Origin of the sequence: Nostoc sp. JL23, assembly GCF_017115065.1 — a bacterium.
Classification (GTDB): Bacteria; Cyanobacteriota; Cyanobacteriia; order Cyanobacteriales; family Nostocaceae; genus Nostoc; species Nostoc punctiforme_A.
Window position 1 is genome coordinate 14,768 of sequence record NZ_JABXKN010000022.1, and the last position, 12,894, is coordinate 27,661.

The window sequence follows — 12,894 nt, forward strand, 5'->3', positions numbered from 1 at the left end:
TGGTCATTCACGAAGGACAAATGACTAATGACAAGAAGAGAAAATTAAGGAATTAGGACTTTGGCGACAGTTTGCACATCCTTGTCACCTCTGCCGGAACAATTGATGACGATGCGGGGACTGCCTTTTAACTGAGGACAAAGGGTTTCGAGATATGCGATCGCATGAGCAGTTTCTAAGGCTGGAATAATTCCTTCTAGTTGCGAAAGCCTTTGAAATGCATCTAATGCCTGCTTATCGGTAACGCTATAATACTCAGCGCGACCAAGATCCTTTAAGTAACTATGCTCAGGGCCAACGCCGGGATAATCTAATCCTGCACTAATTGAATGGGCTTCGATGACTTGACCATCATTATCTTGCAATAAATAGCTCATTGCACCGTGCAAAACACCTATTTTCCCTTTTGTCAAGGTAGCAGCGTGTTTTTCTGTATCTACACCTTCACCCGCAGCTTCCACTCCAATTAGGCGTACCGAAGATTCATGCACAAACTCATTGAATAAGCCGATCGCGTTGGAACCTCCACCCACGCAAGCCAGTAGAATATCTGGTAATCCTCCCCATTTCTCCTGGGATTGAGCGCGAGTTTCTACACCAATTACCGCGTGAAAGTCACGGACAATCATTGGGTAGGGATGAGGTCCAGCAACGGAACCCAGGATGTAATGGGTTGTTTCTACATTCGTCACCCAATCTCGAATTGCTTCCGAAGTTGCATCCTTGAGAGTGCCTGTACCTGCTTCTACGGGACGAACTTCTGCACCCATTAACTTCATACGGAACACATTCAGGGCTTGGCGTTCCATATCCTGGACACCCATGTAAATCACACATTTCAAACCAAACCGCGCGCATACAGTTGCAGTCGCTACGCCGTGTTGTCCTGCACCTGTCTCGGCAATCACCCGTTGCTTACCCATGCGTTTAGCGAGTAACACTTGAGCCAACGCATTATTAATTTTGTGAGCGCCTGTATGATTTAAATCTTCGCGCTTTAAATAAATTTGCGGCCCCGTGCCATCTGGTCTAGCGTAGTTTGTTGTCAGGCGTTCCGCAAAATATAATGGGCTGGGTCGTCCTACATAGTCACGCAGTAAGTTTTGCAATTCTGCTTGGAAACTCGGCTCGTTGCGATATTGATGAAATGCTGCTTCTAATTCACTTAATGCAGGCATTAAGGTTTCTGGGACGTATTTACCGCCGAACTTTCCAAACCTCCCCAATGAATCTGGTTGTTGAGTTGCAGTCTTGATGTCTTGTAGACTTACCATTGGTTAAAATCCTTTTATGTTCAAATATATTTTTGATCAAGATTTCCTCTGTGTTCTCTGTGCCTCTGCGGTTGGTTATTTTTTATCGAACCACAGAGGCGCAGAGGACGCAGAGAGAAGAAAGAGGTTTTTTACTTTGCGCAACCAACTTGTTGCAGGGATGCAGAAGAAATTGCTGTTTTAAGTTCTCGACAAAATTCTTCTACAGCTTGCAATCCTTCTGTTGGGCTACCTTCAGCTAAACGTTTCACAAAGGCGCTACCAACAATCACCGCGTCTGCACCCCATTCCATGACTTGATGTGCTTGTTTTGGTTCTGAGATGCCAAAACCAACGCCGATGGGTTTATCGGTGACGCTTCGCAACTCGGTAATTAAATGCTCTACGCGGTTTTGGATTTGAGCGCGGATACCTGTAACGCCTGTAACACTAACTAGATAGATAAAACCTTGAGATTGACGAGCGATCGCAACAATTCTATCTTGAGAACTGGTAGGAGCTACGAGTAAAATTACCTCAATTCCAAAAGATGCAGCAGTTTGGATTAATTCTTCTGCTTCTTCTAAGGGTAAGTCTGGTACTACCAATCCCTGCACCCCAGCAACGGCAATTTGCGCCAAAAACGATTTAATACCCCGGTGCAAAATGGGATTGTAGTAAGTAAATAAAATTATCGGCGCTTTTAGGCTAGGAATCACTACGTGTAACATCTCTAGCACTTGCTCTAATTTCGTGCCTTTTTGCAAAGCGCGGGTTGCTGCTGCTTGAATTACAGGCCCATCTGCGAGAGGATCGGAGTAGGGAATGCCTAACTCGATAAAGTCAGCACCGTTACGATCTAAGATGCGTAAGGCTTCGGCAGTGGTTTCTAAGTTAGGATCGCCTGCTGTGATAAAAGGGATTAAAGCACATTGTTGGCGATCGCGTAAAGTTTGAAAGGAATCGGAGATAGAGGTCATGCTGAAAAATAGTTAATGATTGTTTAATAGTTTTAGAATAATTTACACTTAGCAATTAGCTATGCCTATGCTAAATTTTTTGTTAACGAGTCTTTGATACTCGTGAATGAGGCTTTTATCTCCGTTAACGAGTCTTTAATCCTCGTGAATGAGTCTTTGATACTCGCGAACGAGGCTTTTATCTCCGTTAACGAGTCTTTTATACTCGTGAATGAGTCTTTGATACTCGCGAACGAGGCTTTTATCTCCGTTAATGAGTCTTTTAGCTCCGTGAACGAGTCTTTATATCTCCGTGAACGAGTCTTTTATCTCCGTCGTCGAGTATTAGAGCTTAATTTTTTGAAGTAATATAGCGCTTCTCGCTTGGATACAATACACTTTGACCTCTCTCCAAACCTCTCTCCTAAAAGGAGAGAGGCTTTGAATCTTACTCCCCTTCCCTTGCAGGGAAGGGGCTGGGGGGTTAGGTCTGTATTCTAAGAAAGGCTTAAAATCTCACGCACAGCTTGTTCTACATCCCTTTGTTTAACTAAAGACTCTCCAATCAAAACTGCACGCGCACCAGCCTCAGCAACAAGAGATAAATCAGCAGGTGTATACAGTCCAGATTCGCTGACAACGGTGATATCTAAGCTTTGTAATTGTTGTTGACGCTCTGCCAAGAGTTGCTGTGTTGTTCCTAAATCAAGGGTAAAATCTTCTAAATTGCGATTGTTGATTCCTACTAAACTTAGGTTATCAAGCTTTAGCACTCGATCCAGTTCAGCTAAGGTATGGACTTCTACCAGTGCAATCATGCCCAAATCGTGAATTACTCGCAAAAAATCTTGGAGTTCTCGATCTGATAAAATAGCTGCAATCAACAACACTGCATCTGCACCTGCTGTCCGTGCTAAATAAATTTGATAGCGGTCAATGATGAACTCCTTGCACAGTAAAGGTAATGCAACTTGTTGACGCACCCTTCGCAGATTATCAAAACCGCCTTGAAAAAACTTTTCGTCAGTCAAGACTGATAGACAAGCTGCACCGCCTCGTTCATAAGCTTGAGCAATAGCAACTGGGTCAAAATCTGCGCGGATAATCCCACGGCTAGGTGATGCTTTTTTTACTTCGGCAATTAAGCTTGGTTGGTTGGGGCTTTCTTGCAAAGCAGTCAAGAAATTTCGCACAGTCGGGGCTATATTTAACTGTTGTCGCAAGGAGGCTAAAGGCAGTTCTTGCTGCATTTGTGCAACTTCTTGCCTTTTATGCGACACAATTTCTTCAAGAATATGGCGGGAAGTGGCAACTTGAATAGTCATAATAATGCTAGGGGGAGCGGGGAGCAGGGGGAGATGGGGAAGCAGGGGGAGCAGGGGAAAATAATTAATAACCAATGCCCAATCCCCCATGCCCAATGACTAATGACCAATGACTAATGACTCTTTGACTTGCGTATATGCACGCACCACATTTTTAATTATTTTCAGACCGACTTCTCCGCCTAAAGTCATGATTGATTCTGGATGAAACTGAACGGCGGCGATGGGAAGTGTCTGATGTTCAATGCCCATAATTACGTCGTCATCAGAAATCGCTGTTACTTTGAGTTCTTTTGGCAAACGTTGGGGTAGGGCAAACAATGAGTGATATCTACCCACTGCAAAGGATTCGGGTAAGTTTTTGAAGGTGACAGAATTGGAATCGGTGACGAAAATCCGTGAGGATTTACCATGTTGAGGGTAGTTGAGAACTCCCAATTCGCCATCAAAAGCTTCAACGATGCCTTGCAATCCTAGACAAACTCCGAAAATCGGAATTTGGCGATGCAGAAGGGCGCCGACAGTCTCGGAAACTCCAAAATCACTTGGTCTACCAGGGCCAGGCGATAATACAACTAAGTCAGGGCGTTCTGTATCGAATAGCGATTCCGAGAAACCATGACGCAGTGTAGTAACGCTTGCACCAGTTTGGCGAATGTAATTGGCTAGGGTATGAACAAATGAGTCTTCGTAGTCTATTAATAAGATACGTTTGCCAGATGCCGCACAAGGTAAGATTTTAGTTAATTTTAGAGAACTGGACTCATCAATTTTCTGACTCGTTTGCTTCACACGCCGAATTGTTTCAAATAACGCGGCGGCTTTAGTAATTGTTTCTTGTTCTTCTGCTTGGGGTATGGAGTCATAAAGGACAGTAGCCCCGACTCGCACTTCAGCGATGCAATCTTTTAATCGAATTGTCCGCAGAATTAAGCCAGTATTTAAATTCCCGTTGAAATTTAAATAGCCGACTGCTCCACCATACCAACGTCGGGCGCTCTTTTCGTGCTGTTCAATAAAATCTATTGCTGCTCTTTTGGGTGCGCCGGTGACTGTAACTGCCCATGTATGCGAAAGAAAGGCATCTAAAGCATCGAATTGCGATCGCAGAGTACCCTCAACATGATCTACTGTATGTATCAGGTGGCTGTATAATTCAATTTGGCGACGACCGATGACTCGTACTGAACCAGATTCGCATATTCGGGATTTGTCATTGCGATCGACATCAGTACACATGGTCAACTCAGCTTCATCTTTGTGAGAGTTGAGTAACTGACGAATTTGCACCGCATCGTCAAGAGCATCTTGTCCCCGGCTAATAGTGCCACTAATGGGACAAGTTTCTACCCGCCTACCTTCAACCCGCACAAACATTTCTGGAGATGCACCAATCAGATATTCGCCACCTAAATTAAAAATAAATCCATAAGGACTAGGATTTATTTCCTTCAAGGTGTTAAATAGTTTGCTGGGTTCATCTTCATAGCTTTCAAAAAAGTTTTGACTAGGAACAACTTCAAATAAATCGCCTCTACGGAAATAATCGAGTGCAACCTCAACTTTTTTCGCATATTCGCCTACTTTATGGTCAGCAGTTTGATTCGGTAGCAGACGTTTGCCGCGATAATCTACAGACTCACCAGTTCTCGGAAGATTCTTTGTGTTGCCGTGCGCTGTTTTAAAATCATATTGTAGACGAAATGCACGTTGCTGATAGTAGTCAACAACAATCAATTCATCTGGCAGATAAAGCACCAAATCGCGCTGATCTATAGGACGATCCAAATGTTGAATAATTGGTTCAAACTGAAAAACTAAGTCATAACCAAACGCACCATACAAGCCTAAATGCTCGTCTTCCTGACTAGATAAAGTATATAAAATTTCCCTAACAACGGTAAATGATGAAGGCTGTTTACTACGTTCTTCTTCAGTAAATAATTTTTCCGAAGCTTTAATAAAGCCTATAACAATACTATTTTCTTGGGTGACATTCTCAAGTTGCTCTGACTGAGATAGTCTCTCTAAGAGGAATGGCAAAAGTACTTTACCGCGTTCATTCAACGCTATCAAAGTAAAAGAGTTTCCTTGGGTAGTCAACTCTAACGGTGGATTGACAAATCCGATTGCCCATCTTTTGTATCTGCCAGGATATTCGTAGCTACTCCTTAGCAACCCTCCACGCTGAGAATTTAAATGGAATAGAATATCATCGAGAGCAGTGTCCATCTTAACTTCAGTGATGGAGCGAGAAACACTTACACCACCAAGAATATTGTAAGAACGTGAATCAAAAACCATGAGTCATTTCTCTAGAATATTTGTTAGTCAACCATTAATCATTATTAGTAGTTATTTTTAAATTTAGAACAGACTTAGAGGATGTTTGAAAAGTCATGATTGATGTGTCAAATATTTTTTACCCCACCCTAACCCTCCCCTTATAAAGGGGAGCCACTGCGTTGGGCGGGCAACGCCCGACTTGAAGCATGTGGCGTGAGGGAACCGGATTTTCTAGTTTCCCTCCTTTACAAGGGGGGATTAAGGGGGGTAATAATTCGATTAAAATCACAGCCAACACTTTTCAAACAATCTCTTAGATAATTCTCTATCAATCCAAGCCAATACATTTAATCCGCGTATTCTTTTAAAAAAATGTGATGAAAAACTTTTTAGCTCTTATTTAAGAATACTAGAGATCAAGCAGATAATACATTGAATAATTTTTCGATTGGGTGTCAATTTATTCGCTTTTTATACTGCTTTTCTAGTACATTTACCAACAATCCTAGTTAAACAAATCCGCCTCCCCCAAAAGTAGTAAATAACCTCATAAAACCTCTGCGTTACTCCGCGCTTCCCTCAGCGTACCTCTGCGTTTAAAATTCCCCCCTCACATCCCGCAACAGCGATATTGCTTGCCGATACAACAACAAATTCACCTCATGAACCTCAATTCTTTTTCCAATCCCTTTCAACAACGTCAAAGTCAACTCTCCCCCCAAATGTTCGCGGAATTCAGTCAAACCCCGAAACAAACAATCAGGATCTTCCAATTGTGATAACTTCTCAGCCAGTTCAGGCACATACAACGTGAAACCCAATGCTGATAAGCTATTTAATATCCGTTGCCACTCCGAATAATCCAGCAATCCTGCTAAATAAGAATAAGTGCTATCCAAAGCAATACCGATCGCAACTGCTTCGCCATGACGCAAGCGATAATTTGTCAAATGCTCCAGTTTATGAGCCGCCCAATGTCCAAAATCCAGGGGACGAGACGAACCCATCTCAAAAGGATCGCCGCCATTGGCAATATGTTCTAAATGCAACTGGGCGCAACGATAGATAACCTGTTGCATAGTATCCATATCTCGCCGCCTCAGAGCTGCGGTGTGAGAGTGGATAAAATCAAAAAAGCTAGCATCCTTAATCAGCGCCACTTTCACTGCTTCTGCGATTCCAGAACGCCAATCGCGATCGTCTAGAGTTGTCAAAAAGGCAGAGTCATTTATAACTGCATAAGGTGGCGCAAATGTGCCAAGAAAGTTCTTTTTCCCAAAGGCATTGATGCCGTTTTTTACACCAACCCCAGAATCATTTTGCCCTAACACCGTTGTTGGAACCCGAATGAGACGAATTCCCCGGTGAGCAGTTGCAGCTGCGTATCCTACTAAATCCAACACCGCCCCACCCCCGATCGCTAACACATAAGAATGGCGACATAATCCAGCGGTTTCAATCTGTTGCTGGATTTGCTCTAGTAAAGTGCGATCGTTTTTAGCAGCTTCTCCTCCCGAAATTATCATTGGTTCAGCTGCGATCGCTAGTACCTCTGCATAAAACTTGGTATACGCGACTAATTGCTTCACCAATTCAGGTTGATGCTTTAATATTCCTGCGTCTATCACTGCAATTAATTTCTTCGGCTTTGCCTCTTCATCTGCACCAATCACTTGAGCTAAGGTGGGATTTTTCAACTCAAATAAATTTTGGGTGAAGTAAACCTCGTAGTTAAAAGTAACCGAAACACGCTGATTAATTAATCTACTTTTTTGCTTAATATCAACTACCATGATTTTGCTCTTTAAAGACTAATATTTGTGTAGATATTGGGTTGAAAATCTCGTTGGATAGCCATTGCATTTAAAGGCTGGATAAAAGTATTAATTTTCTCTTCAAAAAACCTTTGAGCATTTTCAAATTCCTGAATTAATGCGTCTCTATCTTTTATCGCTACTAGTTTTGCCAAACGACTGTAAGTATCAGCCAAAAAGCTAATTGCATCACATCTTTCTTCTGTCGCTAGCATAATATCCACACATAAGTGAGGGTTTTGGGAAAACAAACGTTTAACAATGTCAATTTCTTGACGGTAGTTAGGAGTTGACATTGTTAAACTCTGCTGTATATCAATTTTTGCTTGCGCTAAAAAAACACCAAGACTAAATCTACAGAAATGTTGCGTTGCTTGAACGATCACCATCATGCGATCGTGTTCTTCAGGCGTACAAACAATTAACTCTCCACCTTGACTTTTAATCCAGTCTAAAAACCATTGAAATGAATCATCGTTTCGACCTGGACACACCACCACTTTTTGTCCAAAAAATGATTTTACATTTGGCCCAAACATTGGGTGTAAACCCATGACTGGGCCAGAATGGTGTTCGATCATTGCTTGATTTGGCTGTGTTTTAATACTCGTAAGGTCACACAAAGCGGTAGTCGGAGCAAGGTATTTCGCTGCCCGTTTGATAACATCAACTGTATGTTCAATAGGAACGCTGACTAAAACTAATTCTGCCTGACTTAAAAGTTGATCTGCATATTCCCAATCATCAGATTCGAGGACGCTAACATTGTTACCTACTAGCGAAAGTTGCTCTTTAAATAATTTTCCCATCCTGCCGCATCCACCGATGATGGTAATTTGTCGAGGAGTGACATGATTTGTTGCATATTTAGGAATCAGAGTAGGATGACAACTATTTAGCACACCTGCCCAAACAGACTCAGGAATACCAGCTTGAGCCAGTAGGGGAGCGACATCAGCCAGTTGCTCATCTAAAGAAGGTGGTTCTGATGCTGCTAATAATGATATGCGATCGCTCAATAAGGCGATCAACCTCTGGTCAGTTTTTTTCAGCCGATCTGAATAAGAGGATTTTAAAGGCATTTTTCCTGGCACCAATTTTCAAATATCAACAAGTGATTCCTGAGAACTCAATTCGGGCAAGATATCCAAAGTTGTCGTCCGTTTGGAAATCACATCAGTAAATAACTCTTCATACCGATCTAGCGCTTGCTCAAAGGAATAATTTTCTACCGCAAACTTTCTTCCTTCACACCCTAATTTCGCTGCTAATTCTGGCTGATTATATAAATCTAATATCGCACTTGCCAAAGCATCTGCTGATTCTGGCTCAACGATAATACCGCCACCACTTTCTTTGATAGCTTTCGCAGCAGTACCAATTGCGGGAACTGAACCTATAATTGGGCGACCACTGGCTAACAATAGTGGTATTTTAGAGGGCATATTGAAACAAATCACATTGCCCTTTTGCACAATCAACCCGACATCAGCGGCGGCTAACATTTGCGGTAATTCTTCTCGTGGTTGCAATGGCAGCAGCAAAACGTTATCTGCACCACTAACAAGACAATGTTTTTGCAACCTTTCGAGAGCTTGGGATTCGCCGGCGATGACAAAGACAATTTCTTTTAGATGACGCAAGCGAACGGCTGCTTCTATGACTGTCTCCAAACCTTGCGTTAGAGCAATATTACCTGAATAAAGCACAACAAATTTATTATCGAGTTGATGGGTAGCTCTCCAAGAGTTATTCTCTTTTGCTAAAGGGTGGATAAAATTTAGATTCACCCAATTTGGAATGCAGGCAATTTTATTAGCAGGTACATCTTTATTTATTAAATTATCTACAAAGCCATCGGCAATTACGCTAATAGTATGTGCAGTTCGATAGGCAAATTTCTCTAAAGCTTCCAGAGCGAAAATCATCAACTTATTTTTAATTAGCCCAACACGCACGGCAGCTTCTGGGAGGATATCTTGCACGTTTAGCACTACTGGACAATTGTATAACCAACCTATTAAGGTGGCAGGTAAGCAAACTAGTAGCGGCGGCACTGTTGAGAGAATTAAATCAGGTCGCTTACCCTTAAGAGCTTGTGGCAAACTTGTAAAAATAAAGCTCAACTCTAGCAGTAGTCTGTCTACGAGGTTAGGTTTAGACTTAATCCGCAGGTAACTACGCTGAATGGTGACACCATTTTTTTGTTCAGTAACGTATAACTTACCTCGATACCCATCGTAAATCTGGCGCTGAGGATAGTTAGGCATACCTGTAATTACCCGCACTTGATGCCCTCGCTTCGCCAGCCCTTCTGCTAGTTCAGTCATCAAAGGTGCAATACCAATTGGTTCTGGATGATAGTTGTATGAATAAATCAGAATGTGCATGAACTTGAAAGCACCTTGATAATGTTGGCTTTATTGTGTTATCCAGTTTTAATCTCCCTAGTTCCAGATTTAATAACCTGAAGGTTCCGTAAAAACTTTGGTAGAGTGTGTTACCGCGAAGCCTAATGCACCGAATTTATTGAGATGGTACATTATGCCCTTGGCTAACGCACCCTACAAAACTGTTACTTAAGCATCAGAACTCAGCACTGTTTTTGCAGTTAATTTCTCTAAACTGAAGACTGGCTTTTGTTGCCCACGCTTCCGCAATGTGACGGTAACAGCCCCAAGTCCAAGCAATGCTAAACCCAATGCTGAACTAGATTCCGGTACTTGCCTTCTGCCCTCTACGTTTAAGACTTGGACGCGACCTTGGAAGAAATCGCCCACATAAAGCTTGCCATCTTTGTAGCTTGTGCCACCCGTCCAGTTAAATCTACCGGGAGTGAGGTCGAGGGGGTTGCCAAAAGGAGGGCCAGTTAATGCTGGAGGCGGTACCGGATTACCTGATGCATCGCGTGCATTTTCACCGAAGGAAGTCAAGAAGTTACCGTTTTTATCAAATACCTGTACGCGGCTATTGATAGAATCAGCTACATAAACATTCTCTTGGTCGTCCACTTCGATGCCAATTGGCTGAAGAAGCTGTCCAGGGCCGCTACCTGCTGAACCAAATGCCAACAGAGGATTACCATTTGGATCGAGTACTTGAACGCGGTTGTTATACTGGTCAGCTACAAAGATATTTCCACTAACTGGGGAAATCCTTACACCTGCTACACCTTGGAATTGTCCAGGTGCAGTGCCCACAGTGCCACCAATGACACCAATTTGCTGTCCGTCAGGTGTGAATTTAAGGATTCTTTCGCCGTTAAAATCACCTACGTAAACGTTGCCAGTTTTGTCAAATGTCACACCAGATGGCCCAAAGAAAAGCCTACCCTGTACGAGAGGGGTAAATTCTCCATTTGCAAAGGATCTAATAAAGTTACCCTGAGAATCGAATTGATTGATGCGGTTGTTGTAAACATCACCTGCATACAAATCCCCTGTTACGGGATTAAAGTCTACAGTTGTTGGCTCGTCAAACTGTCCGGGCCCTGTGCCGCCGGAGCCAATTGCTCCAATATACTGACCGGTTGGACTAAATTTTTCAATTTTGTTACCGAGGTTGTAGTTAGGAGTACCATCTGGGTTAACACCGCGTCCGTTAGCTATGAGGGTATTCCCTTGGCTATCCACCGCTATACCTTGAGGGACAAAGAGTTCTCCAGGGCCAAAGCCGGGGCTACCAATACTTCTGTCGTAAGTTAATGTTACAGCCTTGGCTTGGGCTGCTGTTGCCAACACCATGAATCCAGTACCGAGAATGCCGATTGACAAATTTTTGACTAATCCCATAAGTTTTAAGCCTTGGTTCTATGAGGTATACTCGTTCCTAGACTAATTTCGTTCCCAGTCCCAGTTTGGGAAATCTAAAATTTGGGCTGCTGCCTCTTGTTTGAAATGCAACTTTCTCTGTGAGGCAGCAGCCTATTCTGTAAGCTTTACCAGGAATTAGACAGTCTCTGCTTTCACTAATTCTTTGCTGCGTTTGCGCTTCAGCATTGAAGTTGCACCCAAAGCACCAGCTACTATCAGACCCATTGCAGAGGTAGGTTCGGGGACTTTGGTCACTCTCGGATCGATCTTGATAACTTGTCCTGTTCCTGCCAGTCTGGATCGGTTGGCGATATATAAATTCCCATCAGGGCCATAAGTGATGCCAGAAGCAGCTTCTAATCCATCACCACTCCAAATCGTTTCACGAGTTCCATCGGTGGCTATTTTGATCAAGGAACCACTAATATCACCACTGATAATACCGCCCTGTTGAATTTCCTTCCATTCTGAACTATTGATGTGTTGCAAAGCGTACAAATTGCCGTCAGGGTCATAAGCTACGCCAGTCAGTTGCGTAAAGCCATCTTCGATAACTTTTGATTGCAAGGTATTGGGGTCAACGCTAAAGATACGTGCTTCTTTCTCTGGATAAGGAAAATAAGTGTATTCGCTAACTGTTAAACTGCCATCTGGAGCGATCGCAACCCCAGTCGGTACTGATTGTTGGGTTATTGGTAGTGCAGATGTATCTATACTCGGCCCAAGATCGGGGAATTCAAGTTTATTTCTATCTATTAGTTTCTGAGGGACTCCAGCTACGTTCTTAATACCACTGCCATCGAGTCCTACAGAATATATGCTGTTTCCGCCGCCATCAACTATGTAAGCAGTCTTATCTTTAATGGCAAAAGCATAAGGGTTGGAAATCAAATCAGTACCATCAGGATTAAATGCAGTTTCATAAGCTGCAAAATCCGCAAGAGTTGTCAACCCACCACTGTTTAAGTCTACTTTGTATAATTTACCGAGGTCAGGCGATTTTAAAACGGTATCGCGGTTAGTAGGATCTCCTGCAAGACCGGTCAATAGATAAGCGTTACCTAGAGAATCAAATTTGATGTCAGCAGGCCCGGCTGCTTGTTCTCCAGAAGGGGATAACGCTAAAGAAGTCAGATTGGAAATTATATTTGTTTTTGTACCATCCTTAGCAATTTTGAGCAGGGAGCCATTCTGACCAGCACATAAAGGAATATATCCGGCGCTAGGTGATGCAATACATCTTCCATCTTTGCCATCACCGCCAGAACCACTCTCTGTCACAAAAAGATTCCCACTAGAATCAAAGCCGATTCCGCGTGGATTACTAAGACCATCGGCAACTACCGTTAGGCTGGCGGCTTCGGCTGCTTTTGGTGCAGATACGGCAGCAATACAAACAGTCAAAAGTGTAAGAGTAAATGATTTGAGTTTCATACCTTTAAAGA

9 protein-coding genes are annotated in these 12,894 nt (G+C 42.9%); all 9 read right to left on the reverse strand.

The window, feature by feature from the left end; all coding sequences use genetic code 11:
- Nucleotides 1-44: 44 nt before the first annotated feature.
- The 9 genes from trpB to HWQ42_RS03115 all read right to left on the reverse strand — a co-directional run bounded on the left by trpB (nucleotide 45) and on the right by HWQ42_RS03115 (nucleotide 12,883).
- The gene (trpB, locus tag HWQ42_RS03075) at nucleotides 45-1,274 is read right to left on the reverse strand and encodes a tryptophan synthase subunit beta (protein ID WP_292809189.1); all 1,230 of its coding nucleotides are present in this window, start codon (nucleotides 1,272-1,274) and stop codon (nucleotides 45-47) included.
- A 131-nt stretch (nucleotides 1,275-1,405) separates the two neighbouring features.
- Nucleotides 1,406-2,233 carry a tryptophan synthase subunit alpha gene (gene trpA / locus HWQ42_RS03080; RefSeq protein ID WP_292809191.1) on the reverse strand — a complete coding sequence of 276 codons (828 nt, stop codon included), beginning with the start codon at nucleotides 2,231-2,233 and terminating at the stop codon, nucleotides 1,406-1,408.
- 476 nt (nucleotides 2,234-2,709) lie between these two features.
- Complete coding sequence (gene trpC / locus HWQ42_RS03085; protein ID WP_292809193.1) at nucleotides 2,710-3,537, reverse strand: indole-3-glycerol phosphate synthase TrpC; 828 nt, start codon at nucleotides 3,535-3,537, stop codon at nucleotides 2,710-2,712.
- A 99-nt stretch (nucleotides 3,538-3,636) separates the two neighbouring features.
- Nucleotides 3,637-5,841: an anthranilate synthase gene (locus tag HWQ42_RS03090; protein WP_292809194.1), complete on the reverse strand. Its 2,205-nt coding sequence runs from the start codon at nucleotides 5,839-5,841 to the stop codon at nucleotides 3,637-3,639.
- 578 nt (nucleotides 5,842-6,419) lie between these two features.
- Complete coding sequence (locus HWQ42_RS03095) at nucleotides 6,420-7,616, reverse strand: 3-dehydroquinate synthase (RefSeq protein WP_292809197.1); 1,197 nt, start codon at nucleotides 7,614-7,616, stop codon at nucleotides 6,420-6,422.
- Between the two features lie 11 nt (nucleotides 7,617-7,627).
- Complete coding sequence (tyrA, locus tag HWQ42_RS03100; protein WP_292809199.1) at nucleotides 7,628-8,719, reverse strand: bifunctional chorismate mutase/prephenate dehydrogenase; 1,092 nt, start codon at nucleotides 8,717-8,719, stop codon at nucleotides 7,628-7,630.
- Nucleotides 8,720-8,737: 18 nt separating this feature from the next.
- Nucleotides 8,738-10,027, reverse strand: coding sequence for a glycosyltransferase family 4 protein (locus tag HWQ42_RS03105; RefSeq protein WP_292809200.1), 1,290 nt, complete (start codon nucleotides 10,025-10,027; stop codon nucleotides 8,738-8,740).
- 189 nt (nucleotides 10,028-10,216) lie between these two features.
- A complete protein-coding gene (gene scyF, locus HWQ42_RS03110) occupies nucleotides 10,217-11,428 on the reverse strand; it encodes a scytonemin biosynthesis PEP-CTERM protein ScyF (RefSeq protein ID WP_292809202.1) in 1,212 nt (403 codons plus the stop codon).
- Between the two features lie 156 nt (nucleotides 11,429-11,584).
- Entirely contained in the window at nucleotides 11,585-12,883 is a 1,299-nt protein-coding gene (locus HWQ42_RS03115; RefSeq protein WP_292809204.1) for a ScyD/ScyE family protein, read from the reverse strand.
- Nucleotides 12,884-12,894 lie beyond the last annotated feature (11 nt).

Excerpts from the sequence above, each read along its gene's own strand:
- HWQ42_RS03115 (WP_292809204.1), bottom strand. The coding sequence starts at position 12,883 with ATGAAACTCAAATCATTTACTCTTACACTTTTGACTGTTTGTATTGCT.
- scyF (WP_292809202.1), bottom strand. The coding sequence starts at position 11,428 with ATGGGATTAGTCAAAAATTTGTCAATCGGCATTCTCGGTACTGGATTC.
- trpB (WP_292809189.1), bottom strand. The coding sequence starts at position 1,274 with ATGGTAAGTCTACAAGACATCAAGACTGCAACTCAACAACCAGATTCA.
- trpA (WP_292809191.1), bottom strand. The coding sequence starts at position 2,233 with ATGACCTCTATCTCCGATTCCTTTCAAACTTTACGCGATCGCCAACAA.
- tyrA (WP_292809199.1), bottom strand. The coding sequence starts at position 8,719 with ATGCCTTTAAAATCCTCTTATTCAGATCGGCTGAAAAAAACTGACCAG.
- trpC (WP_292809193.1), bottom strand. The coding sequence starts at position 3,537 with ATGACTATTCAAGTTGCCACTTCCCGCCATATTCTTGAAGAAATTGTG.
- HWQ42_RS03105 (WP_292809200.1), bottom strand. The coding sequence starts at position 10,027 with ATGCACATTCTGATTTATTCATACAACTATCATCCAGAACCAATTGGT.
- HWQ42_RS03090 (WP_292809194.1), bottom strand. The coding sequence starts at position 5,841 with ATGGTTTTTGATTCACGTTCTTACAATATTCTTGGTGGTGTAAGTGTT.
- HWQ42_RS03095 (WP_292809197.1), bottom strand. The coding sequence starts at position 7,616 with ATGGTAGTTGATATTAAGCAAAAAAGTAGATTAATTAATCAGCGTGTT.